Source organism: Metabacillus sp. RB-C-LZQ-3-1 (genome assembly GCF_058315175.1).
On record NZ_JBZFLI010000001.1, the window covers coordinates 413567 to 439376 of the forward strand.

Consider the following 25810-nt stretch of genomic DNA (forward strand, 5'->3'; position numbering starts at 1 on the left):
AAAGGTGGATTATGATGTATATACCTAAACATTTTAAAATTGATGATGAAGAAGTAATGTATGATTTTATTGAAAAATATGGATTTGCAACCTTATTTTCTCAGCATAAAGGAGAGCCTTACGCTACTCACCTTCCCTTGATGTTAAATAAATCTGAAAAAACTTTATATGGTCATTTTGCACGTCCGAACGAACAATGGAAGGATGCTGAAAACCAACAAGTCCTTGCGGTTTTCCAAGGTCCACACTGTTATATTTCCCCTACTTGGTACGAAACAACAAAAGCAGTACCTACTTGGAATTATGTGTCTATTCATTTATATGGAAAGATGGAGATTATTGAAGATCGCAAGTTAATATTTGAATCTTTAAATGACTTAGTAAATAAATATGAAACCCCTGATAGTCCATACAATTTAAATGATGTTGAAGCTAGTTTTATAGAAGGAATGAGTAAAGGAATTGTAGCGTTCAGAATAAACATCACAAAAATTGAAGCAAAAGCTAAATTAAGTCAAAATCATCCTGTTGAACGTCAAGAATTAATTATTAAACATCTAAAGAACACTTTTCATCAAGATAATATACAAGTAGCAAATCTAATGAAGAAGAATCTACATAAATAAAAGTGATTTAAATAAAGAGAGAATAAATTATTTTAGGCTACAACTGTAAGACTTGAATGAAAAAACGGCTATTTAAGCTGAAATAATCGATATGATAATGCTTAAGGAGTGATGTTATGCTTTTATCTGAAAATCTATTTTTAAAGCCTTTTCGTTTATCTGAGGCTGAAGATTTGCTTCAGCTTCAGATAAGAAATAAAGAGTTTTTTGAAAAGTTCGCAATGGTTCGTCCAACTTCATTTTATTCACTTGAGCACCAACAGCGTTTAATAAAAAAGTGGGAAAATGACATTGAAAATGATATAGAGTATCAGTTTGGTATTTTCCATAAAAATACGAATAAACTGATTGGTATAATTAGTCTATTTCAAGTTATACGAGGTTCTCTTCAAAGCGCTTTTATCGGATATTTTGTTGATAAAAACTATAACGGTATGGGATTCGGAACTGAGGCTGTAAAATTAATTGTTGATTATGCTTTTAAACAGCTAAATTTACATAGAATTGAAGCTGGTGTAATGCCTCATAATATAGGTTCAATACGAGTCTTGGAGAAATCTGGATTTCATAAAGAAGGATTAGCTATAAAAAATGTGAAAATTAATGGAAAATGGGAAGATCATCAAGTGTTAGCTATTATAAATCCACATGATTAAATCGTTTATATAAAAACCAAGTAACACTTTACTTTTTCATTTACCGGGCTGGTTAGTTCAATAATAATGATATTGGATCATTATGGATATAGATTGGATGGGGGGGTTCTAATGGTAATCAGAGAAATAAAAGCTAATGATGCTGAAAGCTTAGTGAGTTTAATTAAGCAAGTTGAAAGTGAATCCCAATATATGCTTTTTGAATCAGGTGAAAGAAGTATTGATGCTGCACAACAAGAAAAAAGAATAGAAGCTATGAAAAAAGAGGGTAATTCGACTATTTTTGTTGCTGAAGAAAATGAAGAATTAATCGGGTACTTAATGGCTATGGGTGGCAATGCCAATAGAAATAAACATTCTGTATATCTTGTAATTGGTATCTTAACTCAGTATAGAATGCTTGGTATAGGAACAAAGCTATTTAAACAATTAGAGGAGTGGGCAAGTGAACATGGTGTCCATCGATTAGAATTATCTGTTGTAACTCGTAATGAAGCTGGATTGCGGTTATATAATAAAATGGGATTTGATATTGAAGGAACAAAAAGACATTCGCTTTACATTGACGGCGAATTTGTAGATGAGTACTATATGTCTAAACTATTATAAAAAATATCTGTTCATCTAAACCAGCTAATAGTTTGTCAAATATTATTCTATAAAAAAGATTAATAACATCATGATTTGTTCAATACCAAAAAAACCCTGCTTCCAGCTTGTAATAAAAGGTTCCGTTTTGAGGTGCTTTTCTGAAATTTAAAGCCGAAATGACAAAAGTTTAGACAAAGCAATTGGTATATTAAAATGTAAAAACTCACCGCATATGGTGAGTTTTCTTTATATGGCCTATAAAGAGCAAATCGCTTCGGAAAAACGGAGGAAATGGTTTTTATAAAGTCGATGAAGACCAAATCCTTTCGGAAAAACGGAGGAAATGGTCTTCATAAAGGTGATGAAGACCAAATCTCTTCGGAAAATCAGGGGAAATGGTCTTCATAAAGGTGATGAAGACCAAATCTCTTCGAAAAAATAGAAGAAATAGTTTTATAACATATGCCATTTGTTCCATCAACCCGAACCACTTGGGAATTAAAAAACATTAAAATTGACAGCTTAATCTGCCGTCACATTGACAGTTAATTTGGCAGTTTTTTTATTTGTACAATGATTGTTGTTCATTATAAAAAACAATGTCAATTGTCATGTCAGTACGATCAAAAATATTCATTACAATTGATAAATAAAGAAAATGACTTTGCACCAATTTACACGTCATTTCTTATGTCATTTATTAAGAATGCACCCGAAAACGGAACCCTTTAAGCTTGTAATTGGAAGGCATTTGTATTTGCTATATCTTTAACTGAATTTCTGCTTTTTAGTAAGGTGAAAATCCAATGTACAAATACCTATAAAAATATTGTTTGAAAAGGGATCTAAATAAGAGCAATGAGTAAATATAATTATTGTATGTTTAAACTTATTTTATTAGCTTCTACAAGAATATTTTTTATTAATGATTCAACTGTTTGACTGTTAGCTAATCTTGGACTTTGACCAGACCAAAGTGACACGAATTCTTTATTTTTTTGATCAATAGAAGTCTTCCTGATATCCTGGGTTAGTATATTAAGAATTGGGAAATCTGGTAAAAATCTTTCGTGCCTCTGCATTTCTAAAATAAATTTATTTTTTATTCCTCTTGCCCATTTACCAGAAAATGAACGAGTTAATATAGTGGTGTCTTCTGTAGCATTAAGAATAGCCTCTTTATGAACCTTATGTGCTCCACTTTCATGACAAGTCAAGAAAGCCGTTCCCATTTGTACACCCTTTGCACCTAGACATAAAGAAGCCATTAATCCTCTTCCGTCCATAATTCCTCCAGCAGATATAACAGGAATGTTTACATTATCAACAACCTGCGGGATAAGTGACATTAAACCGACTAAACTCTCCTGGTACCCATCGAAAAAGTTCCCGCGATGTCCACCTGCTTCACTACCTTGAACAACAACAATATCCATGCCTGCTTTTTCATTTTCAACTGCTTCTCTAACAGTAGTAGCCGTTCCCACCAGAGTTATGTTATTTTTTTTTAATTCAGCAATGACTTTCTTAGAAGGAATGCCAAATGTAAAGGAACAAATAGGAATCTTCTCTTCAATTACAACATTTAATTGGTCTGTAAACGTTTCAAAAACAGTATGAAAATTAGGAATTTCAAAGCTTTCATTTTCAGGTAAATTCAGTTGTTTACGTATAGGGTTTAATATCTTGTTAACTGATTTTACTTCATCCTCTATAACATCATATTCATCGGGAACAAAAAGGTTTATTCCAAAGGGGTTGGATGTTAACTGTCTTATTTCCTTAATTTGTTCTCGCATCTGATGTGGTGTCATATAACCTGCACCAATCATTCCTAGTCCTCCAGAATTTGAAACCTCGGCTACTAATGTAGATGTTGTTACTCCGCCAGCCATAGGAGCTTGTATAATCGGATACTGAATTTGTAAAAGTTTTATCATTTCATTCTTTAGCATAAATCTCACCTCGTGATTTGAATACATCCTTTTATTGTATTGATTCGTAATATTCTCTTTTAAATTGAGTTCCAAATAAATGAAACAGTTAATCTATTTAAAGCATATCTGTTTTTTGATATATTGAAAAATACATAATAATGATAGTTGCTATCAGATAATTTGATGACAAAAAGGCAGTTGGGGGAGAAATACAATGGATTTGCATACATTAAAAATTTTTCAGACTGTTGCTAAGACGGGAAGTATATCTCAAGCAGCAAGAGAACTTCAATATGCACAGTCAAATATCACAATGAAAATACAGCAGTTGGAATCGGATCTTCAAACAACCCTTTTCTATAGACATAATCGCGGGACTAGATTAACAGCAAAAGGAAGCTTGTTGCTAACATATACAGAAAAAATATTTGATCTTATAGAAGAAACTCAAAATATGATGACTGATGATCAAACACCTAGAGGGCCGTTAATTATTGGCTCAATGGAAACAACCGCAGCAGTTCGATTACCAAGCGTACTATCAAAGTATCATAGAGAATTTCCTGAAGTTGATCTAACCTTAAAAACAGGTTCTACTAAGGAAAATATTCAAGGGGTTCTTCAGTATGAACTTGATGGAGCTTTTGTAGCGGGACCTATTCATCACCCCGAACTGATTCAAAGGGAAGTATTTGAAGAGGAATTGGTACTCATAACTGATCCCAAACATCCACCTATATCTTCTATTAAAGATATTCAAACAAGGACTATGCTTGTATTTCGTACTGGATGTTCATATCGGGAAAAGCTTGAACAATGGTTACACCAAGAGAGGGTAATACCAAATAAGGTAATGGAATTTGGCACCTTGGATGCAATCATCGGCTGTGTATTTGCTGGACTAGGACTAAGTATGCTGCCACTGAGTGTTGTTGCAAAGCATATACAAGAAGGAACCCTTAGATATCATTCAATTCCGAATCAATACGGAAAAGTTAAAACAATATTTATTTATAGAAAGGAAAGATATGTACCAGCGACTTTAATTAAATTTATAGATACCTTAAGTGATTAAGGTATTAAGTACTTCATAGATGGCAAACGGGGGGGGAGTTGCATTAAAAAAGTGTGAAGAATTTATTTTCCTATAATGGTTCAAACTACTTTTGTGTGATTTGGGGTTGTATGATGTGGTTCCATTATCATGCAACTCTACAGTTGCTTATGCTTGACAAGCAACCGTGGAGTTGCATATAATCAACATATGGATTGGGACAAAGAAGCAATATTCAAAGCACTTAGCGATTCGACTAGGCGGCTTATATTAGATGAACTTTCCGAACGCAACGAGCTGACGTTGTATGAACTTACGGCACGTCTCGTTATGAAACACAACCTTTCCATTTCGCGACAGGCAATCGCTAAACATCTTAAAACATTAGAAGATGCAGGGCTCGTCATATCAAAACGAAATGGAAAATATCGAGTACTTATGTTTAACAAAGAACCACTTAAAAATTTACTGAAAGGGTGGGTAGACTAATTTTATAACTATTGACGATGTATGAGTTTTTCTATTTATAGCCAGAGTTTTAGAAGTGGTCCATACATCGCAAATATCAAAGGAGGCCAAAATATGATGAAAATCATTATTACAAGTATATTCGTTCAAGATCAAGATAAAGCATTAGACTTTTATACAAAAACGCTTGGCTTTGTAAAAAAACATGACGTTCCCAGCGGAGCATATAGGTGGATAACGCTTGTTTCTCCTGATGAACAAGACGGTACCGAGCTTTTACTAGAACCTAATGATCACCCTGCTGCAAAAGAGTATCAACAGAAGCTATTTGCTGATGGCATTCCAGTCACAATGTTTGGAGTTGCAGATATTCGCAAAGAGTATAAACAATTAGTAGAAGAAGGCGTAAAGTTTACGATGGAGCCAACAGAAATGGGCAAAGTCACAATAGCTGTCTTCGACGATACATGCGGAAACCTTATTCAGATGATAGAGCAGAAGTGACGTTATAAAAAAAAGAACTTAGTTTCTAAACGAAACTAAAGGTAAGTTGAAGAACGGTGAAGTGTTAATTCAAAAATTAAATAACTTTATGTTCACCCTAACCTAAATTTAGGTCGGGGTTTTACAAATTTAAGGTATAAATTTGAAATAGTTCAATTAAACGATCAAGTATGTTTCTTCAAGAAAAACAAAGGGAATTAGCCCGAATAACCATGGATGTAGAAATATTAATCAAAGAAATAAGATAGTTTAGAAAAGGGCGGTCCTTACAGAAAGAGCTGCTCTTTTAACAACTAAAAGTACTTCTGGTAGAAGTCTTTTCTATGCTTACCACCTAACTGAGCAAAAATGGGATCCGCCATTAAGCGTATAAGCAATCCTAGTACCTCATAAACATAAAATCTCACAGTTTCTTTAAATCATCATTTAATTTCCGTGCTTGATTTTTAAAGTAAAGATAAAATGCAACCCAAAAGATCGTATAGACAACAATGGAAATTAAGAGTGTTAACAAAATATTCATCATATTAAATGGGAACCATCCGATCGTGAGTGCCAAGAAAAGGTAGAGGATCGTGACGGTTAAAAAATGAAGAATGGTCTGTTGGGAAAGTTTCAAATTCCTATTTTCAAAGTACAAAGGACTGACTGTAAAAAACCAGCCGCAGAAAATAGAACCTATGGAGTTTTTTTAAAATAATGGACCATCTATCATTTCCAAGCCACCGAAAAGGATATTCAAATTGGTGATTAAAACCGCAATAAAGCCCCCGAAGAAAATACCGATGAAACTACGGATAATAAAAGTTTTCATGCTACTTTCCTCCTATTCAATTTTAGAACATCTTTAATCGCAGGGACATAGGTACGAGACACATATTCTTTCTTTCCTGATTTGAAGTAAACGCAGAGTGTACCATTGAATGATGCTTCAAAACGGCTCAATTGATTCAAATTGGCGATAACGGATTTAGACAGGCGGATAAATTTTTTAGAAGGGAGCATGGCCTCGATCTCATATAATTTTTCTTTCAAAATAAAAGAATCTGTTTCCGTTACGGCGATAATATGTTGCATGTCTCCCTTTTTTCCAATCAGGAATTGTTGTTCCCTCCCATAAATAAAGTCTATGAGTTCCTGTATATTTTCATCCAGCTCAGGCCCTTCGATGATAACTCTCGTTTCTTTAAGTGTTTTGTCAATATTAAGTGAAAGTTTAAAATTTCAGACACCTCTTTTCACCTAAAGTATATCGATTCTGCTCTCGATGTCTGTCAATAAATGTTCATTTTATTTCATCCTCTCATAGCTTTCTAATCAAATTGTATGATGAAAATCCTTTCAAGTCTGTGCAATTCCAGTAAGTGGAAGGGAAATGAGGGTAACCTGTGGAAAACAGCTGGTGACTTACATAAAAGGGATCCCATCCTCCATTTAACGAATACAACCATTTGTTGAGGTAGCTATAAAGCAAGTCATAAATGGATCGAGTTTGTCTGGAATGATCAAATGAATAAGATTAGAGAAAGACGCTACCTTATTAGGACAGCTTGATGAAGATTGCTATATAAAAAAATCAATGATCGCAATGGTGAGGGTAAGTAGGAGTGTTGTTTAAAATATTGCCATTTCTCCCGATAATTTCGGATACTTTAACGGCTTCATTAATAAGATTTAACAATCCAGACAATTATAAATGAGGTGTGAGGATTTGAACGTAAATACAATTGAATTTGCTAAGAGTAAAGATCTTGCAGACCCGTTGGCTATTTACAAAAATGAATTTTATATCGGGGATAAAATTTACTTAGATGGGAACTCACTAGGACTTCTATCAAAACGAGCAGAGAAATCTTTAATGAATGTGTTTCAATCATGGAAGGAATACGGAATTGATGGATGGATGAAAGGGGATAACCCGTGGTTTTATCTTTCACATAATTTAGGGAAACAGTTAGCTCCGCTTGTAGGTGCAGATGACACTGAAGTAATCGTAACAGGCTCGACAACAGTTAACATTCATCAGCTTGTATCCACTTTCTATCATCCTACTAAAACTCGAAGCAAAATATTGGCTGATGACGCAACGTTTCCATCGGATATATACGCTTTGAAAAGCCAAATCCTACTGAAGGGGCATGATCCAAAAGCCGCTCTTATTCAAGTGAAAAGCAAGGATGGATTTTTATATGAAGACGAGATTATCAACCAAATGACAGAAGAGATTTCTTTCATTTTTTTACCAAGTGTCCTTTATAGAAGCGGGCAAATTTTAGATTTGGAACGGCTAACGAAGGAAGCACATAAACGTGGTATTTTAATTGGTTTTGATTTATGTCATTCGATTGGTGCAGTCCCTCATGAATTAAGTCGTTGGGGTGTTGACTTTGCTGTTTGGTGCAACTATAAGCATATTAATGGTGGTCCTGGTGCTGTCGCTGGATTGTATATCAATCAAAAGCATTTTGGTCACTCACCAGGGATTGCTGGTTGGTTTAGTTCGAAGAAAGAAGTCCAGTTTGATATGAACGATGACCTTGAATTCGATACTGATGCAGGAGCCTATGAGATTGGAACCCCGCATGTTTTAAGTATGGCGCCATTAATTGGAGCATTAGACATGTTTAATGAAGTCGGAATAAATAATATTCGTAGGAAGTCACTAGATTTGACGAATTATTTAATCGAATTGATTAATCTTGAGCTGATACAATTTCAATTTAAGATTGTAAGTCCACTAGAAGAAGAAAAACGTGGTGCCCATATTTTACTAGAACACGAGCATGCAGCAAGTATTTGTAAAGCTTTGAAAAGTCAACAAATCATCCCTGATTTCAGAGCACCTCATTACGTCAGAATTGGGCCTGTTGCCCTTTATAACTCATACTATGATATATGGAAAACAGTTCAAGTATTAAAGACAATCATGGTAGAAGAGCAATATAAGAATTTTGAAAATAGTAGAGAGATTATTGCATAGGGAGGCGGAAGAATGCCAGATAAATGGATTGATATTTCTCAACCACTAAAGAATGATATGGCACATTGGCCAGGTGATACTCCATTTTCTTATGAGGTATTATTTCATAAATGGCAAACAGGATCAGTCAATGTTGGGAAAATCGTGACGAGTTTACATACAGGGACACACATTGATGCACCTTTTCATTTTTTAGATAATGGAACCACTGCAGCCGATTTAGACATTAATCTTTTTATTGGTCCATGTCTAGTTATTGATGTTTCTAAACTTGATTTGATCGATGTTGATGTATTAAAAAAAATTGATATAAAGGGTTCGGAACGAATACTGCTAAGAACATCAGCTATAAAAGATCTGAACGTTTTTCCAGAACGAATTCCTATTCTAACAATAGAAGCGGTTGATTATTTAAAAAGCAAGGAAATAAAATTAATTGGAATTGATTTACCTTCCGTTGATCAAATCGATAGCAAGGAATTACCAATTCATCATCGGATAAATAAGCATGGGATGTACATTCTTGAAAATATACGGCTTGACCATATTATTCCAGGTACATACGAATTATCTGCGCTTCCGCTGCCAATTGAACACGGGGACGGTAGTCCGGTTAGAGCGGCTGTTAGACCATTAGGATGTCAAGAGAAAGGGAAGGGTGGGCTGAAAGGATGAAAAGACCAACAGATAATGAGAAAAATATCGAAACAAACTTTAATGAGAAAATGACATATGGTGAATACCTGCAGCTTGATACACTTCTTTCTAGTCAAAAAAGACGATCGGATCATCATGATGAAATGCTGTTTATCGTCATTCACCAGGTAAGTGAATTATGGATGAAGTTAATCCTTCATGAAATTACAGCAGCAAAACAAGATATATTGGATGAGAACTTACAAGTTAGCTTTAAAAAACTTGCCCGTGTTTCACAAATTCAATCTCAGATTATTAAAGCTTGGGATGTTCTGTCCACACTAACCCCTTCAGAATATCTTGAATTTAGAGGGGAGTTAGGAAGCTCTTCCGGGTTTCAGTCCTTCCAGTATCGGTTAATCGAATTTGCTCTGGGCAACAAGACTGATTATATTTTAAAAATCTATAAAAAGGATCCAAAGCTATCAAAAGAACTTATTGAAGCTTTTAATGAACCAAGTCTGTATGATATTTCAATAAAAACCTTACATCGCAGGGGCTTTGAGATATCTGAAGCTGTACTAAATCGTGATGTTACGAAACCATACCAGCATGACATAAGTGTTCAAAAGGCGTGGACTACGGTTTATCAAAATACAGCAAGGTACTGGGATTTATACCAACTTGCCGAAAAACTTGTCGATATAGAAGACAGCTTACAACAATGGCGTTTTAGGCATATGAAAACGGTAGAAAGAATTATTGGCTTCAAAATCGGTACAGGTGGTTCTTCTGGTGTGAATTATTTAAAACAAGTTCTGGATCAAAGGTTTTTCCCTGAGTTATGGGATCTGCGTACTGAATTATAAAGCTAAAGCATACAAAAAAAGCTTTTGTACTTGATACAAAAGCTTTTGCTATGTTATATTGTATGAATTTTTACATATAGTCGTAAACAGAATCTACAAAATAGAGCCAGTGATAATATTCAATCTGTGAATCAGACATTTCTGCGATTTCTTTTTCATTGAATTTTTGTTTGGCTAATAATGCCTTCACTTTAGATTCTCTCGCTAATTGGCTCATGTTCAATCCTCCTTAAAATTCAAAAGCAATGGATGTTGTTAAAGTTTTCCTTGATTTCTTAATTTCATTATATATCTCAATTTGAGATCAAACAAATATCAATTTGAGATGATTTTTCAAGAAATGATATAGAATCGTTATTTACAAATAGATTAGGAGAGTTGGATGATGAAATATTCAAAAAATTAAAATTACTTATTGACATTCACCTATTATGAATATAGAATGAAACCAATTAATAAACACGCGTTCACGGAAGAGGGAAGATACTTTGAAGAGAAATAAAATGAATAGCACACAAATAGCCCAGCTTGCAGGGGTATCAAGAAGTACGGTAAGCAGGGTGATCAACAATTATCCAAGCGTTCCACCAGAAACCAGGGAAAAGGTGATGAAAGTCATCAAAGAATACAATTACTTCCCCGATATGTCCGCACAGGTTCTTGCTGGCAAAAACATGAGAAATATTGGGTTGTTTATCATTGATAAAGGTAGTGTATCAAGTGATCCAACCAGCAATATGCTTATTGCTAGTGTGATAGAGGAAGCGTCATCTCATGACTACTATGTCCTAACAAATATTATCAGAGATTGTAAATCTCCCAAAAACATAGAACGCGTGAAAACAGTTTTTTATCAAAATCGCATTGATGCAGGTATATTTATGGGAGCTGATAATCACGAACCTTTTATCGAAGAGCTTATTGCTGAAGGATTTATCATCGGTATTGTCGATCAGGATTTGCCTGGACGTGATGAACCTAATCGGATTGTGTATAGCTTTGATAATGAAGAAGGGGCCGAAAAAGCGATTGATTATTTAGTTAGTCTTAATCATCGAAACATCGGGATTCTCAACGGTGATCTACGAAGACATGCCGGATCGGCCAGGTATGAAGGCTTTCTTAAAGCTATGAAACATCATGGTCTACCAATTAGAAATGAATGGATCCTGCAGTCAGATTTTAGCAGCACCAATGGCTATCACACGATGAAAAACTTTTTACAAAGAAAGACTGAATTACCTACAGCGTTTTTTGCAGCTAACGATAGTATCGCATTTGGAGCGATTCGGGCTCTTAATGAAAAGCACATTCATGTTCCATCAGATCTATCAATAATTGGGATTGATGATCATGTATTAAGTAAGTTATATCATCCACCTCTAACAACGTTTAAAGCAGATTTTACCTCGATGATGCAAGGCTTAACAAATGATGTGATTAAAACGATTGAACACACAAATAAAAAGGGGATTAAAGTAACAATGAGTTCTGAATTGATTGTCAGGGAATCATGTCGTTCTCTATAATCTCCTTCGTTCCCTCCATTTTCACCTAGAATTTTTCCGAAAATAAAATGTATGCGTTTACCTAACTGTTTGGGGATAGAATTGTCATCATTTTTTATGGCGAATTGTGAACGCGCGTTTATAAGATGCGGTCAAGACTTTAAAGGGGGTGTCTGATTTAAAAACATTTCATTAAAATCATCCGTTCCTGTTTTCGTTTCTGGGGGAATTTTTCATTAAAACAAGGGGGTTTAATCGTGAAGAAAACCGTTTCAATGTTTTTGATTTCATTTCTTGTTATTATGTTGGTCCTTTCAGGTTGTTCAAGTTCCGGTTCCTCGTCTTCATCAACATCTAATGAAAACTCCAAAGAATTTACATACTGGTATCCATGGGGAGGGGATTCTGAAAAATGGGATAAAGAAAGAATTGCAGATTATGAAGAAGAAACAGGATCAAAGGTAAATGCAGTATACGTTCCTGACGGGATTACGAATGGAAAGCTATTATCGGCCATTTCCGGCGGGAATCCGCCTGACTTAGTATTAGGGGATGGAAATGACTATCAACTTGCATACAGTCTAGCATCCCAAGGTGCATTAGAACCTCTGGATGAATATTTAGAAAAAGCAGGCTTTGATGAGAATACAGTTCTTGATGGGTTTCGCGATTTAATGAAACTGCCTGATGGTAAAACATACATTCTTCCACAAGATTCTAACGTTAATCTGCTTTACTATAATGTTGACATGTTTGAAGCCGCGGGATTAGATCCTGAAAATCCGCCAAAAACAATTGAAGAGCTTGATAAGGCAGCAGAAAAGTTAACAAAGGTAAAAGATGATGGAAGCTTTGAGACGTTAGGCTTTATTCCTTGGATCGATGCAGGGGAGGATCCATATACATGGCCATGGGCATTTGGGGCAAACATGTATGATACTGAAACCCAAAAGATAGCATTAAATGAGCAGCCTATGATTGATGCATTTAAGTGGATGGATAGTTATGCAGTGAAATACAACCCGGAAAAAATCAAGTCTTTCACGTCTGGATTTGGGGGGGCTTTTTCTCCAGATCACCCATTTATGACTGGAAAAGTAGCGATGACAGTGAGTGGTAACTGGTTTGCAAATGCTCTTAAAATTTACTCTCCAGATACAAAGTATAAAGTTGCACCGATTCCTAGCCCTCCAGGTGGAAGAAAAGATTCAACTGTATTTGGAACAAACGTATTTTTCATTCCTAAAGGAGCGAAAAACCCGCAAGAAGCCATCAATTTTGCTTTATATGGCAACCAAGATAAAGTGTTAGCGGATAATATCAACATCTGGCGCTCGATCTCAATTTGGAAAGAAAAATCAGATGCCATCACATGGGATAATGACCATGTTTATGAAACCGTGTTAAATGTTGCAGATTCTCCAGATTCCGGTCACCCTGCATTAACCTCTGTAGCCAGCGAAATGGGCGATGAAATTACAAGCATTCGCGACGATGTTATCTATAATCATGCAGACCCGGCAGAACTCCTTCAGAAATCTCAAGATAAATTACAAGAAAAGCTGGATAAAAAATAAAGAGCAGTACCGGATTTTGCTTCGGCAGAATCCGGCCCTTTAAAAAAGGTAAGGAGGGAGACTTATATGAAGATGACACTCCCAGCTGAGGAATCAAAACACCAACGCACTATTCTTCCAAATCAAAAGCAGGTGAGACCACTAACAAGAGCGAACAAATATATGAATAAGTTTCTTGTCTACTTAATTTTAATTTTATTTTCTTTAGCGTTTGTTGTGCCATTTCTTTGGCTGATCTCAGGCTCTTTAAAGGATAGCTCAGAGCTTTTTGCCGATCCGCCTGTTTGGATCCCAGAGGTCTTAAATTGGTCGAATTATAAGGAAGCGTTCTCGGCTTTTCCATTTTGGCTCTATTTAAAAAATACCCTCATCGTTGTGGTGTTTACATGTATTGGGGCCGTTCTATCAAATTCGTTGATTGCTTATGGATTTTCTAGAATTGAATGGAAATATCGAGATGGCATATTTATTATTGTTTTGGCAACATTAATGCTTCCTTTTCAGGTTATTATGATACCTTTATTCCTCTTATTTAAAGAAATTGGATGGATTGGAAGTTTCTATCCTTTGATTGTTCCGCACTTTTTTGGAAACGCTTTTTTTATCTTTTTATTAAGACAGTTTTTTAAAGGAATACCGAAAGAATTATCTGAAGCAGCGAAAATGGATGGAGCTAATGAATTCACTGTATATTGGAAGGTTATTTTACCTTTATCCAAACCAATCCTAGCAACAGTTGTCATCTTTCAGTTTATTGAAGCATGGCGAGACTTTTTAGGGCCACTTATTTTCTTAAGTGATAATAGCCGTTACACACTTTCTTTAGGAGTTCAACAAATTATGTCGCAAAACGATCCAAGATGGGGCTTACTTATGGCTATTGGTGTTGCAATGACATTACCAATCATTATTATCTTTTTCTTCCTCCAAAGATATTTCATCGAAGGGATTACGTTTACGGGAACGAAAGGATAGAACAGGGTCAGCAAAGAGAAGTGCGGTTCTTGGCCAAGGGAAATGTCCATTATTGGGGTTATGAAGGCCAAAAAGAAGTCGGGTGCTTTGTAAAATGTCTATCATCGTGGGTATGAAGACCAAAAAGAAGTCGATTTCTCAGAGAAGTGTCCATCATCGCGGTAATGAAGACCAAAAAGAAGTCGAATGCGTAGAGAAGTGTCCATCATCGTGGTAATGAAGACCAAAATGAGGTCGCATGGCCGAAGAAGTGTCCATCATTGGGGGTATGAAGACCAAAATGAGGTCGCATGGCCGAAGAAGTGTCCATCATCAGGGTTGTGAAGCCAAAAAGTAATCTATAAGCCAAACCAGGTTTCATATAGGAGAAAAAAGTTCTTAATCGCTAGCAAAGACTCTTTTAAAAAAGGGGTGTTAACTTTATGAACACACAAAAAAGAAATTTGAGAAATGGTCTGCTTTTCATTTCTCCTTGGATATTCGGTTTTCTCTGTTTTACAGCTTATCCTATGTTTAGTTCTCTCTATTATTCGATGACGGAGTATAACTTAATTTCTGATCCTATTTTTGTCGGATTGGATAATTATAAGCAACTTTTATTTGAAGATGAATTGTTTTTAACAGTGTTAGGAAACACCATGTATATGATCTTTGTCGGATTAACGATAACGACAGTGGTGACCATCTTTATTGCGATTCTATTAAACACGAAGAATATTAAAGGAATTTCCTTTTTTAGAGTTGTTTTCTTCATTCCAACACTTGTTCCTTTTGTTGTTCTTGCGATTTTATGGATTTGGGTATTGCAGCCTGATTCTGGTGTAGTGAACTCGATTCTTGGTATTTTTGGGATCGATGGACCTGGGTGGTTTTCAAGTCCGAAATGGGCGAAGCCAGGTTTTATCATGATGTCGATTTGGATGTCCGGGAATATGATTTTGATTTATTTAGCCGCCCTAGGTGATATCCCTAAATCTTTGTATGAGGCTGCTTCTATTGATGGTGCTAATGTAATGCAAAAAGTCTTTCATATTACATTACCAGGATTAAGACCAGCCATTCTTTTTAATTCCATAACTGGCATGATCGCAGTTTTTCAATCCTTCGCAGAAGCCTTTATTATCACCGACGGAGGACCAGACAACTCGACACTGTTCTACTCGCTCTATCTTTATCGAAATGCTTTTCAGTACTTTAATATGGGCTATGCCTCTGCACAAGCATGGATCCTACTAATTATTGCTTTAATCATGACATTGACCTTTTTTAAGCTTTCGAAAAGATGGGGATTTGAGGATTAAATTTACGACTACATGTGAATGACAATGGATCATCCATTGTAAATATAAATGACCTTTATAAAGGAGAGGAAAAATAATGTCAAATAAAACTCAAGCTCAAAATGGTGTGTTAGGAACAAATGTGATTGCTCAAATTGGAATTTTGGTTCATGATATCGAAAGAGTATCACAGGCATATGCGGATTTCTTTGGAGTGGAAAAGCCACAGTGGAGCTGGACTGATACAGTGGATAAAGCTCAAACAGAATTCGAAGGTGAATCATCTGAAGCTCGATCAAAATTAGCATTTTTCGATATGGGATCTCTTCAGTTGGAACTTATTGAACCTGATCAGCATCCTAGTACCTGGAGAAACCATCTTAATGAACATGGCGAAGGACCACACCATATTGCCTTTATTATTAATGGGATGAAAGAAAAAGTTGCCTTAATGGAATCGAAAAATATGCCGCTAGTCCAAAAAGGGGAATATACAGGTGGACGCTACGCTTATATGGACACGTTCAAGGATTTGAAAATTATGTTAGAGCTTCTTGAAAACGATAAATAGGGGGAAGCAGATTTGAATCAAATTGAGAATTCTAACCTAGTGAAAATTGGTTTAGTCGTGGACGATATCCATGCTGCTGCTAAAAACTTTTCGGAGCTATTTGGAGTTGAGATGCCCGAGATCATGTTGCCACCTGAGGAGTATTCTCCTGACCCGACAGGTGAAACTTATACTGTGTTTCGCGGGGAGCATGTACCGGCGCGAGTTAAATTAGCGAATCTGCAAATGGGACCTGTCACAGTTGAATTGCTGGAGCCGCTTAATGAAGATAGCCCTTATACAGAATTTAAGCAAAAGCACGGCCAAGGGGTGCAATTTATTACCTTTACGATCAATGGCTTTGAAGAGCATATTCACTTTGTTGAGGAAAAAGGGATTCCTATCGTACATAAAGGAGAATACGGATCTGGACGTTATTGTTTCTTTGATTCGGTTCCGCAACTAGGTGTCATGTTAGGTCTCCAAGAATTAGGACGTAAAACAGTAAAGAATATATAAAGGAGGTAACTATGAAATTATTCATTACAGGAGCAAACCGAGGACTTGGTCTTGCACTGACAACTGAGGCTGTCAAAAGGGGACACAGTGTTTTTGCAGGGGTGAGAAACCCGGTTAATCAAACAGACCAGTTGAATCATCTAAGTTCTCTTTTTCCTAATCAGGTTTTTCTTCTTCAACTAGATGTCGCGGATGAAGCAACCTGCCAAACTGCTGCAGAAAAGCTAACAGCAGAAAACATCACTCTTGATGTGATCATAAACAATGCAGGCATATTAGATGAGCGTTCAAAAACGATTGAAGAAATAGATATTGATAAGGTGGAGCAAACCTTCAATATTAACCTTTTTGGTCCAATGAGAGTTGTTAAACACTTCTTGCCACTACTTTCTAAAGGACCTGATTCGTCAATCATCAATATTTCATCTGAAGCAGGAAGCTTTCAAAATGCATATGGAGGAGATTATCCTTACGCTCTTTCGAAATCCGCGTTAAATATGTTTTCTGAACAGCTTAAAAAGTATCTGGCTAATGCTAAGGTGTCTGTTTTTGCTGTCCACCCCGGCTGGATCAAAACAGACATGGGTGGAGAGAAAGCACCTGGAACACCCGAGGAATCTGCTAGGGGTATATTGAATATTATTGAGAAAAAACAGAACATATCCGGTCATGCAACCTTTATAAATTTTAAAGGAGAACCAATGCCTCAATAAAAAAATGGCCCTCAAACCTTGTTTGGGGGTCAAAAAATGAAGGACAGGAGTGGTTGAAATGAAAAGAATCGTTGCCCTTTTAGGTGATTACTATCATCCGAGAGAAAGGAGTAAAGCATCCTTAAACAAGGCATTAACTTTACTATCTGAAACTGAAAACATTGATTATGCAGAAATTCACACGAGTCAGTTAGAAGAAGAATTGGAGAACAAACCTGATGCCGTCATCTTATTTAAAGAAGATCGTCTTAATCCAACTGCCGAAAAGGTGGACACCTGGATGACTGAGGAGATCGGGAAAGCGATTGTGAAATATGTCGAACAAGGCGGAGGCTTTTTAGCATGGCACTCAGGTCTTGCTTCCTATGATATACATAGCAGCTATACGAATATGTTAAAAGGACATTTTGAATACCATCCTGATGAACATGCAAAAGTACAATATCGTAGTGTTGAAGGAAACGAAGCTTTTGGACCAGTTTCATTTGAGCTTTTAGATGAGCATTATTTTGTTAACGTACAGGAAGAGGAAACAAACGTCTTTTTAACATCGGAATCTGTAGATGGGCATTCGATTGCAGGATGGTTTCACGATTATGGGAAGGGACGAGTTTGCTGTGTCACGCCTGCTCATAATGAAGAGGGATTGCTTGATGATGATTTTCTAAAGCTTCTTGCAAAGACGATTGAGTGGGTAAGTAAGGGGAGATAAAGTGTTTACTATTTTACGAATTTGATAAAAACGATGAACCTGTTATGAAAGAAAGGATCGTTGTGTTTTTTTACTCATTTTTGCTTTTTTAAGGAATACAATGAGTAAAAAACAGAGGATGGGATCACGATGCCCAATTCGTTACCAGTAAAGGTGAAAAGCGTTAGAATTAGCAATGGCCCGAACAAAACGGTCTTTTATCCCCAAATCATGAATATGAAAAATCACCAATTACAGAGGTTTATCAATCAAACGATTGTCTACCAAACACAACAGCTAATCGATCAACAGGTTGGAAATATGCCGTCAACAGTTGAAGAAATGCTAGGAAGTTATGAAATCAAAAACAATCAACGTCAGGTCTTGAGCTTATCTCTCTCCAATTACACGTATCATTCTCAAGCTGCCCATGCGATGACGTATATTAAATCTTTAACATTTGACCTTATAAAAGGAAAGCTTTGTGAACTTAAAGACTTGTTTAAACCGGGAAGTGATTATGTAACTAGACTTTCTGCGATCGTTCAAACACAAATTAAGCAGCGGGATATTCCGGTGATCAACGGTTTTACCGCAATCAAGCCTAATCAGGATTTTTACATCGCAGATAAAGTTCTTGTTCTATATTTTCAGCTATATGACATCACACCATATGCTTTTGGTTTCCCGATGTTTCCAATTTCTGTATATGATATACAGGATATTATTGATGAAAATGGGCCGCTTGGGCGAATGGCTGTTAATCATTAAAAATTGTTGTACTAGATTACTTGAATAGAAGGTTAAGGATGAAGGGATACCCAAAAAAGGAAGTGGGGGGTATCTCTTTTTGTATAGATAAAGGACATATTAACGTTATGATTGGTATAATGAAGTTCCATAAGATTAATTTGGAGGAAATAACCGATATGCTTATGATTCGAAACGTAAAACATAAGGATTTACCTGCTCTTTTAGTTATTGAACATCTTTGCTTTCCAAAAGGTGAGGCTGCGACTGAAGAAGCATTTAAAGAGCGAATTCATATTATTGAGGATAGCTTTTTTGTTGCTGAAGAAGCTGGAGAAGTTGTGGGATTAATTAATGGGCCAGTCACTCAAAGCGCATTCATAACAGATGACTTATTTCAAACAATAAAGCCAAATCAAGCCATTGGTGGTCATCAAACGATCTTAGGATTAGCAGTGGCACCAACTTATCAAAACCGAGGTGTTGCAAAAGCATTACTTTTACACTTTGAAAAAGACGCAAGAGCGAAGAAACGTGAAACGATCACCCTCACTTGTAAAGAGAACTTGCTTTCCTTTTATGAAAAACACGGTTTTGAAAATTGCGGATTATCGAACTCTGAACATGGTGGAGAAGTTTGGTATAACATGAGCAAAAAATTACTCTAAATAAGATTTATATTTTCCATTAGAGGCTTCGTGTTATGTTACAATACACTAAACATTTAGAATTATGTGTACCTTTTCCCTGCAAAATAAAGAGAAGGTATGATTGATATCATATCTCCTCTAAAATTTTATTAATCTATTCATTTAACACAGTTTGAAGTGTTTCTATATTTTTCTCCATGATACTGAAATAATCTTCATTATTTTTAATGTCTTCTTCTGTAATTGATTCAAGATTATGAAGGGTTAGCGACTTAGCCCCAATTGCGTCTTGAATGACTTTTGCCACGTTAGATTGTACATTTTGTTCAAATAAAACGTATTTCAAATGATGTTCTTCCGATTCTTTAATAATTCCAGTAAGTTGATGTTGGCTCGGTTCTTGAGAAGGAGAGAGACCAGCTATTGAAATTTGTTGGATACCATACCTTTCCTGCCAGTAACCATAAGCAGCATGAGAAACTAAAATGTATTTTGTCTTTGAGTTTTCAAGAGTGTCATGAAATGCTTTATCTAGATCAGTTAAATCAGCTTTTAGCTTCATATAGTTTTCTTCGAATATATCCTTTGACTCCGGTTTTATTTCTATTAGTGCATCTTTAATATTTTCTGCTAGTTTAATAGAATGTATTGGGTCAAGCCAAACATGTGGATCGTGATCACCATGATGATGTTGATGTCCATCTTCGTGAGCATGTTCGTTTTCATGTGTGTGTTCATCTTCATGAGCATGTTCATCTTCATGTGTATGCTCATTTTCATGCACATGTTCTTCATCTGTTTTTAATAATTCGATACCTTCTGCTGCTTTTAATATTTTGACGTCTTCCTTCTTTAAGGTCTGTTCTGCTTTTTCTGCAAAGCCTTCTACACCAGCACCTGAATAGATGAATAAATCTGAGTCAGCTATGTTTTTCATTGTTTTAACTGTTGGTTCATATGTATGAGCGTCAACATTGGGAGGGTAGACACTAGTTACGGTAACCTCATCGCCACTAATTTTTTTTGTGAAATCCTCTAATGGGAAAATGGTTGTATATACCTCTATTTCACGATCATCCCCAGCATTACTGTTCGTAGCGTTTGTTGCTGATTGTTTTTCTTGATTGCCACAGCCTGTTAATAGTAGGCCTACGGAAAGCATCAAGGTTAATAAATAAGATCTCGTTTTCATTGTTACAACTCCTAACATTTTTTTGCAATGACACTTTTTTGATAGAAAAATTAAATCGTAATCATTACGTTTTGTATTGTACACACGAAACTTAACCTTGTAAAGAATTATGATAAAAATATTTATCCAGCATTAAAAAAGTGAGGAAATAATACAACTGGTTTCTAGAAGAAAAGTCATTTGAAGTGCTTGATAAAAGGTATCTCAAAGTTGACTATAAATAAGTAAAAGATTATAATTAATTCAAATCGTAAACGTTACGATTTGAATTAATGTTGAGGTGAATATAATGAAACCAAATATACATCCTGACTACCAAAAAGTTGTATTTATGGATACGAACAGTGGGTTTAAGTTTTTAACAGGTTCTACAAAAAAATCAAATGAAACAATTGAATGGGAAGATGGAAATACATACCCGTTAATAAAGGTGGAAATTAGCTCTGACACTCATCCATTTTACACAGGGGTACAAAAGTTCACTGATACAGGCGGACGAGTGGACCGTTTCTTACAAAAATATAAAATGAAGAAGAACTAAGTATTCGCATTTATAAGTAAAGGATGTTTGTGTTGATGAATGATAAAATGATGGAGATCTTTGCAAAAAGTATTGTTGCTTCTCTTCCAAGAAAGAAAAGAAGGTTATATCAATTTATTGAAAGTGTAGAGGAAAGCTTGGCTCAGCAATCAAAAACAAAGGAGCAATTTTTAACTCTTCTAAAAGAGCATTCTCCACACCATCAAGCAGCCAGTCACTTTCATATGACAATTGATGAAACTGTCATGCTTATGCATCAGATTGAAGATGAAATAAACTTAAAACTCGAAGAGAAAATTAGTAGATACAAGTGGATTGATTATACCGATCAACTAAACACAAATAATGAATGTGAGAAAAAATGTTACCTTGTTATTTTTTGATAAGAGAAGATGATTCTTTCATGTGAATCATCTTCTATTTTTTTATCAATTAAATATGGTTAATAGGAATAATTTCGATTTGCGTCTGATATATATGTAGAGCGATGGATAAGGAGGGAAAGGAATGGGGAAAATACCAGTCTTTATTTTAAGCGGCTTTTTAGGTAGTGGAAAAACGACTCTTTTAAAGCAATTACTACATGTATGTAATGAAAGGAAAATAAATCCTGCGGTCTTAATGAATGAAATTGGAAAGACAGATACTGATGGAGAAAGTATAACTAGGATGTTAAAAAATAATCATCTAGAAAAATTACTTGATGGGTGTATGTGTTGTAATAAAAAAAGTGAAGTAACTGAATGTCTAAAAACACTTCTTATTCGTAAACCGGACGTGCTATTTATTGAATTAACAGGGGTAGCGGATCCGGAAGAGGTTGTTGACTCTATAACAGAGCCTGAACTTCTCAATCTTATTCAATTAGAAAAAGTCATAACTATCGTGGATGCAGAAAATATTCTTTCGTATAATAATGTGTTTGAGTCCGACCGTGATCTCGTAAGAACAACAAGAAAACAAATAAAAGTGGCCGATTTTCTTATTGTTAATAAAACTGATTTAGTATCGGATGTAAAGAAGAAAAAGGTAGAAAGGCTATTAAAGAAAGAGAATTCATCAACACCCATTATCCAAACAACATTTAGTAAAGTAGATATTAACGACATATTCTCAAGTAATAGTTCAGGTATGAAGAGGTTGAACATGAAAAGAATAGGTGAAATAACAGATGAAAAGGCTACAGTTTCATCCTTTTCTCGAATAAAAAGCATCTCTCTTCCACTGAGAACACATACAACAAGAAAACAAATTGAAAAGTTCTTGAAGAAATGGAGAAGGGAATTGCTCCGGGCAAAGGGGTACATTCCTGTAAGAGAAGGTACATACTTAATGCAATGTGTCATGAATCGTGTCAATTGGGAACCTTCGACATTTAATGGTGAATGCTATTTAGTCATGATTGGAGTCGATCTTGATACCAAAGGAATTAAACAAGATTGGGAAAATTCATTTAAAGAGCCTGTATACACTGAAAAATAAAGATACAAGGACTTGGCTTAACTTAAAAGAGGGGCCAGTTGGCTCCTATTCTTAATTGGATTTTAGGTACAAGTTTATACAAAATATTGATCACATAATATTTTAAGAGATAGATATATTGTTTATGTGAAAAATAAGTAGGTGACTTAAGCATGAGGTCTAGTGCCAATCATTATTTAAGCGAATTAATAGGTTTTATTTTTCTTGGATTTTGCATGTTGCTTTTCTTTTTTCATGAAGGGATGAAGCTTAGTATAACTTTTTTTTCAGATTCTTTACTAACCTTCAATGTGGTATTTATTAGTATTTTGCTAGAAGCGTTACCCTTTGTCTTAATTGGTGTTGTGATTTCGGGAATCATTCAAGTTTTTGTCTCAGAAGAACAAATAAGGAAATTCATCCCTCGCAACAAGTTTCTAGCGATCATCATGAGTTGTCTAGTGGGTGCCTTATTTCCTGCCTGTGAATGTGGAATTGTTCCAATTGTTCGCAGGCTAGTAGGAAAAGGAATGCCTCTCTTTGCTGGTGTCGGATTTTTGCTAACAGGACCATTAATTAATCCTATTGTCATTTTTTCTACCTATATGGCTTTTGGCGAGGATACAAAAATGGCTTTACTACGAATGATTATAGGTTTGATCGTTGCTCTTTTCATCACTGCCACTATCTGTATACTATTTAAAAATAATCAACTAAAAATAACGAAGGATTCCTTTAGATCTGAAGTTCAGGAAAATGAGAAGCAACCATTACCAACGAGATTAAAGGCTATGATCGAACATGCTATTGATGAATTTTTTGATATGGGAAAGTTTTTGATTATTGGGGCTATTTTAGCAGCTTTAGTTCAGACTTTTATCTCTACAAAGTCGATACTTGATCTAGGAGAAGGTTTATTAGGATCAACTCTCGTTATGATGGGTCTTGCCTATCTATTATCTTTATGCTCAGAAGCAGATGCATTTATAGCTGCATCATTTGACCACCTTCTACCCAATACCTCTTTACTTGGCTTTTTAATTTATGGTCCAATGCTAGATTTAAAAAATACGATTATGTTAATGTCTGTCTTTAAATTACGGTTCGTCATTACATTAACGATCCTCATTACGGTTACCGTACTTGCTGTTTTATTACTAGCCCACCCATTGATATAAAGGAGAGTCGCTTCATGACCCTACAAAAAAGACAAGCAATAAAAGCACTTATTTTATTGCTATTTGCCAGCTTTATTTTCATTTTGCATAAAACCGGTGATATTTCATACTTTATACATCCAAATTACCTTCATTTTAGTCAAATCGCTTCAGTTATTTTCTTGATTCTTTTCTTCTTTCAAGTTCCCCGTATTTTTAGACCAACGGAAGATGAGTATGATCATATATATTGCGGTCCGTGGGGGTGTTATCATGAAGAAGATGGGCTTTCAATTAAAACAATGTTGTCAATTGGCATCATTATGATTCCCCTTTTATCAGGCTTCATTATGCCTTATAAAATCTTTGGGGCTGATGAAGCACTGAAGCGGGGCATTCAATATTCCGATCTAGATCATAAGCTAACTAGTGATGATGAGCTGGCTCTTGGCGGTATTAAAAGTCTTATGAGGCAGCCTTTTATTCGATTGGATGATAAAGGATTTTCTGATTATATAGGGATAATATCTGAATATCCTGAGGTTTTTGAGGGAAAAGAGATAGAGATGGAAGGGTTTATTGTAGAGGATCAATACTTGGCCAAAAAACAAAAAGTAATTGCTAGATTTCAGGTTACCCACTGTATAGCTGATGCACATGCGAGTGGATTTATTCTTGAGAATAGCAATGAGTTTCACTTAAAGGATAATTCTTGGATTCGAATGAAGGGGATATTGAAGCTAAGGAAGGAAAAGCAACAATACATACCTGTCATTTATATCAATAATTTTGAAGAAATTGATACACCAAAAAGACCTTATATTTTTTCATAGTCATTTTTTATACAAAAGGGATGTTATTTATCAGGGGGGATGTTACCAAGCTTAATTTTTTGACACCGAAAGCTAACCTTTTGAACAAATTCTCGAAAAGCAATTCTAGGTCTCCTGGAGGTGGTGATAAACGATTTAGAATCGAAGGCAAAGGAAGGCGAACCTGCGATTCTAAATTGTCTTGTTAGCATAGGCTGACCAGGAGCTAGCGCTTTTTGTTTAATTCCTTGATGATTTAATCAAACTCTTTAAATTTCTTTGCAGGGAGAGGCTGAGGTCTGCATTCTTCATCTGAATAAATTCGACTTTCATATGCCCTGTCCTGCCCAATATACTTGCCTGAATAAGCAGGGCCGTCCTGATCAAGCTCTGCAAAGACGAGTTGACATATCCTTCTTCCGGAAGTTAACTCAATTGGCACCTGATTTGCATTGTACAATTCCAACGTGATATTTCCTTCAAATCCGGGATCCACCCATCCTGCATTTTGAATGAAAAGCCCAAGTCTCCCAATTGAACTTCTTCCTTCAACGAATGCGGTTAAGTTATTTGGAAGCTTAATCCACTCAAGAGTTGTACCAAGGATAAATCCATTGGGAGGAATAAGGATTTTATCTTCGTAAAACTCTTTATACACAGCAGCTTTTTCTAATGAAAGGTAAGGAACTGAAGTTTCATCAATAGCTAAAAAGTGGTTACCTAAACGCAGGTCTACAGAAGCTGGTTGAAATTGTGTTTCAGTTATAGGATGAATTTTCAGCTGACTTTCATCTAATTTTTTTTTAATAGATTGAATGGAAAGAATCATTTTTATGTACCTCCGAGTTTAATATGACAGAGTAGAATACCTTCCTCTTAATAAGCGTAATCATTACGGTTTGTGATAGGTAAATATAATCTAACATTTATTTAAGATCTGAACAAGATCTTCTAATAATTTTGTTATGTCATGTTGCAATATATTTCAAAAGGGAAGGAGGAGAAGATATATTTGAAAGGAATTTTAGTAACGCGTAACACCATCTAATAGTATACATTTGAAGCAGTTTTGATTATAATGACGTAGAAAAATATCGCAAAGCTTGGCGAAAT

General features: G+C 35.5%; 31 protein-coding genes. 24 read left to right on the top strand and 7 right to left on the bottom strand.

Annotated features, from left to right (window positions below; translation table 11 throughout):
• The first annotated feature begins 14 nt into the window (after window positions 1-14).
• From AC4GZ8_RS02255 to AC4GZ8_RS02265, 3 genes are all read left to right on the top strand, one after another.
• The gene (locus tag AC4GZ8_RS02255; RefSeq protein WP_491080171.1) at window positions 15-626 is read left to right on the top strand and encodes an FMN-binding negative transcriptional regulator; all 612 of its coding nucleotides are present in this window, start codon (window positions 15-17) and stop codon (window positions 624-626) included.
• A 116-nt stretch (window positions 627-742) separates the two neighbouring features.
• On the top strand, window positions 743-1282 hold the full coding sequence (locus tag AC4GZ8_RS02260) for a GNAT family N-acetyltransferase (protein WP_491080172.1): 540 nt from the start codon (window positions 743-745) through the stop codon (window positions 1280-1282).
• A gap of 111 nt (window positions 1283-1393) precedes the next feature.
• A complete protein-coding gene (locus AC4GZ8_RS02265) occupies window positions 1394-1891 on the top strand; it encodes a GNAT family N-acetyltransferase (protein ID WP_491080173.1) in 498 nt (165 codons plus the stop codon).
• 854 nt (window positions 1892-2745) lie between these two features.
• Here the strand turns inward: AC4GZ8_RS02265 and AC4GZ8_RS02270 are convergent.
• Window positions 2746-3828 carry an NAD(P)H-dependent flavin oxidoreductase gene (locus tag AC4GZ8_RS02270; RefSeq protein ID WP_491080174.1) on the bottom strand — a complete coding sequence of 361 codons (1083 nt, stop codon included), beginning with the start codon at window positions 3826-3828 and terminating at the stop codon, window positions 2746-2748.
• A 196-nt stretch (window positions 3829-4024) separates the two neighbouring features.
• Here AC4GZ8_RS02270 and AC4GZ8_RS02275 point away from each other — a divergent pair, with 196 nt between their 5' ends.
• The 3 genes from AC4GZ8_RS02275 to AC4GZ8_RS02285 all read left to right on the top strand — a co-directional run bounded on the left by AC4GZ8_RS02275 (window position 4025) and on the right by AC4GZ8_RS02285 (window position 5836).
• Window positions 4025-4885, top strand: a complete 861-nt coding sequence (locus AC4GZ8_RS02275; protein WP_491080175.1) for a LysR family transcriptional regulator — start codon at window positions 4025-4027, stop codon at window positions 4883-4885.
• A gap of 189 nt (window positions 4886-5074) precedes the next feature.
• The gene (locus AC4GZ8_RS02280; protein ID WP_491080412.1) at window positions 5075-5353 is read left to right on the top strand and encodes an ArsR/SmtB family transcription factor; all 279 of its coding nucleotides are present in this window, start codon (window positions 5075-5077) and stop codon (window positions 5351-5353) included.
• A 96-nt stretch (window positions 5354-5449) separates the two neighbouring features.
• Window positions 5450-5836, top strand: a complete 387-nt coding sequence (locus AC4GZ8_RS02285; protein WP_491080413.1) for a VOC family protein — start codon at window positions 5450-5452, stop codon at window positions 5834-5836.
• 403 nt (window positions 5837-6239) lie between these two features.
• On the opposite strand, the gene AC4GZ8_RS02290 is transcribed toward AC4GZ8_RS02285, so the two are convergent.
• From AC4GZ8_RS02290 to AC4GZ8_RS02300, 3 genes are read right to left on the bottom strand one after another with little or no spacing between them, the layout of a single operon-like run.
• The gene (locus AC4GZ8_RS02290; RefSeq protein WP_491080414.1) at window positions 6240-6518 is read right to left on the bottom strand and encodes a DUF3021 domain-containing protein; all 279 of its coding nucleotides are present in this window, start codon (window positions 6516-6518) and stop codon (window positions 6240-6242) included.
• Window positions 6519-6527: 9 nt separating this feature from the next.
• Complete coding sequence (locus AC4GZ8_RS02295) at window positions 6528-6650, bottom strand: hypothetical protein (RefSeq protein WP_491080176.1); 123 nt, start codon at window positions 6648-6650, stop codon at window positions 6528-6530.
• Entirely contained in the window at window positions 6647-6913 is a 267-nt protein-coding gene (locus AC4GZ8_RS02300) for a LytTR family DNA-binding domain-containing protein (RefSeq protein ID WP_491080177.1), read from the bottom strand. Before AC4GZ8_RS02300 ends, AC4GZ8_RS02295 begins: the two co-directional genes overlap by 4 nt.
• Before the next feature lie 619 nt (window positions 6914-7532).
• On the opposite strand from AC4GZ8_RS02300, the gene kynU reads away from it, so the two are divergent.
• From kynU to kynA, 3 genes are read left to right on the top strand one after another with little or no spacing between them, the layout of a single operon-like run.
• Window positions 7533-8816 (top strand): kynureninase, encoded by a 1284-nt coding sequence (kynU, locus tag AC4GZ8_RS02305; protein WP_491080178.1) that lies wholly within the window; start codon window positions 7533-7535, stop codon window positions 8814-8816.
• Between the two features lie 12 nt (window positions 8817-8828).
• Window positions 8829-9491 (top strand): arylformamidase, encoded by a 663-nt coding sequence (gene kynB / locus AC4GZ8_RS02310; RefSeq protein WP_491080179.1) that lies wholly within the window; start codon window positions 8829-8831, stop codon window positions 9489-9491.
• Window positions 9488-10321: a tryptophan 2,3-dioxygenase gene (kynA, locus tag AC4GZ8_RS02315; protein WP_491080180.1), complete on the top strand. Its 834-nt coding sequence runs from the start codon at window positions 9488-9490 to the stop codon at window positions 10319-10321. Before kynB ends, kynA begins: the two co-directional genes overlap by 4 nt.
• 70 nt (window positions 10322-10391) lie before the next feature.
• Here the strand turns inward: kynA and AC4GZ8_RS02320 are convergent, their stop codons facing one another.
• A complete protein-coding gene (locus tag AC4GZ8_RS02320) occupies window positions 10392-10538 on the bottom strand; it encodes a BH0509 family protein (protein WP_491080181.1) in 147 nt (48 codons plus the stop codon).
• A 271-nt stretch (window positions 10539-10809) separates the two neighbouring features.
• Here AC4GZ8_RS02320 and AC4GZ8_RS02325 point away from each other — a divergent pair, with 271 nt between their 5' ends.
• From AC4GZ8_RS02325 to AC4GZ8_RS02370, 10 genes are all read left to right on the top strand, one after another.
• Window positions 10810-11850 (top strand): LacI family DNA-binding transcriptional regulator, encoded by a 1041-nt coding sequence (locus AC4GZ8_RS02325; RefSeq protein ID WP_491080182.1) that lies wholly within the window; start codon window positions 10810-10812, stop codon window positions 11848-11850.
• 236 nt (window positions 11851-12086) lie between these two features.
• A complete protein-coding gene (locus AC4GZ8_RS02330; protein WP_491080183.1) occupies window positions 12087-13406 on the top strand; it encodes an ABC transporter substrate-binding protein in 1320 nt (439 codons plus the stop codon).
• Window positions 13407-13472: 66 nt separating this feature from the next.
• The gene (locus AC4GZ8_RS02335; RefSeq protein ID WP_491080184.1) at window positions 13473-14381 is read left to right on the top strand and encodes a carbohydrate ABC transporter permease; all 909 of its coding nucleotides are present in this window, start codon (window positions 13473-13475) and stop codon (window positions 14379-14381) included.
• Window positions 14382-14803: 422 nt separating this feature from the next.
• The gene (locus tag AC4GZ8_RS02340) at window positions 14804-15682 is read left to right on the top strand and encodes a carbohydrate ABC transporter permease (protein WP_491080185.1); all 879 of its coding nucleotides are present in this window, start codon (window positions 14804-14806) and stop codon (window positions 15680-15682) included.
• Between the two features lie 76 nt (window positions 15683-15758).
• A complete protein-coding gene (locus AC4GZ8_RS02345; RefSeq protein ID WP_491080186.1) occupies window positions 15759-16232 on the top strand; it encodes a VOC family protein in 474 nt (157 codons plus the stop codon).
• A gap of 12 nt (window positions 16233-16244) precedes the next feature.
• Entirely contained in the window at window positions 16245-16730 is a 486-nt protein-coding gene (locus AC4GZ8_RS02350) for a VOC family protein (protein WP_491080187.1), read from the top strand.
• Window positions 16731-16741: 11 nt separating this feature from the next.
• On the top strand, window positions 16742-17443 hold the full coding sequence (locus tag AC4GZ8_RS02355) for an SDR family oxidoreductase (RefSeq protein ID WP_491080188.1): 702 nt from the start codon (window positions 16742-16744) through the stop codon (window positions 17441-17443).
• Window positions 17444-17501: 58 nt separating this feature from the next.
• Complete coding sequence (locus tag AC4GZ8_RS02360; RefSeq protein WP_491080189.1) at window positions 17502-18155, top strand: ThuA domain-containing protein; 654 nt, start codon at window positions 17502-17504, stop codon at window positions 18153-18155.
• 129 nt (window positions 18156-18284) lie between these two features.
• Complete coding sequence (locus AC4GZ8_RS02365) at window positions 18285-18905, top strand: DUF3298 and DUF4163 domain-containing protein (protein WP_491080191.1); 621 nt, start codon at window positions 18285-18287, stop codon at window positions 18903-18905.
• A gap of 158 nt (window positions 18906-19063) precedes the next feature.
• Window positions 19064-19552 (top strand): GNAT family N-acetyltransferase, encoded by a 489-nt coding sequence (locus tag AC4GZ8_RS02370; RefSeq protein WP_491080192.1) that lies wholly within the window; start codon window positions 19064-19066, stop codon window positions 19550-19552.
• Window positions 19553-19688: 136 nt separating this feature from the next.
• On the opposite strand, the gene AC4GZ8_RS02375 is transcribed toward AC4GZ8_RS02370, so the two are convergent.
• Window positions 19689-20726: a metal ABC transporter solute-binding protein, Zn/Mn family gene (locus tag AC4GZ8_RS02375; protein WP_491080193.1), complete on the bottom strand. Its 1038-nt coding sequence runs from the start codon at window positions 20724-20726 to the stop codon at window positions 19689-19691.
• A 289-nt stretch (window positions 20727-21015) separates the two neighbouring features.
• Here AC4GZ8_RS02375 and AC4GZ8_RS02380 point away from each other — a divergent pair, with 289 nt between their 5' ends.
• From AC4GZ8_RS02380 to AC4GZ8_RS02400, 5 genes are all read left to right on the top strand, one after another.
• The gene (locus tag AC4GZ8_RS02380; protein ID WP_491080194.1) at window positions 21016-21267 is read left to right on the top strand and encodes a type B 50S ribosomal protein L31; all 252 of its coding nucleotides are present in this window, start codon (window positions 21016-21018) and stop codon (window positions 21265-21267) included.
• A 35-nt stretch (window positions 21268-21302) separates the two neighbouring features.
• Complete coding sequence (locus AC4GZ8_RS02385; protein WP_491080195.1) at window positions 21303-21650, top strand: hypothetical protein; 348 nt, start codon at window positions 21303-21305, stop codon at window positions 21648-21650.
• A 124-nt stretch (window positions 21651-21774) separates the two neighbouring features.
• Window positions 21775-22749, top strand: a complete 975-nt coding sequence (locus AC4GZ8_RS02390) for a CobW family GTP-binding protein (protein ID WP_491080196.1) — start codon at window positions 21775-21777, stop codon at window positions 22747-22749.
• 152 nt (window positions 22750-22901) lie between these two features.
• The gene (locus tag AC4GZ8_RS02395; protein ID WP_491080197.1) at window positions 22902-23906 is read left to right on the top strand and encodes a permease; all 1005 of its coding nucleotides are present in this window, start codon (window positions 22902-22904) and stop codon (window positions 23904-23906) included.
• A 14-nt stretch (window positions 23907-23920) separates the two neighbouring features.
• The gene (locus tag AC4GZ8_RS02400) at window positions 23921-24718 is read left to right on the top strand and encodes a TIGR03943 family putative permease subunit (protein WP_491080198.1); all 798 of its coding nucleotides are present in this window, start codon (window positions 23921-23923) and stop codon (window positions 24716-24718) included.
• Window positions 24719-24953: 235 nt separating this feature from the next.
• On the opposite strand, the gene dcd is transcribed toward AC4GZ8_RS02400, so the two are convergent.
• A complete protein-coding gene (dcd, locus tag AC4GZ8_RS02405) occupies window positions 24954-25526 on the bottom strand; it encodes a dCTP deaminase (protein ID WP_491080199.1) in 573 nt (190 codons plus the stop codon).
• Window positions 25527-25810: the final 284 nt, after the last annotated feature.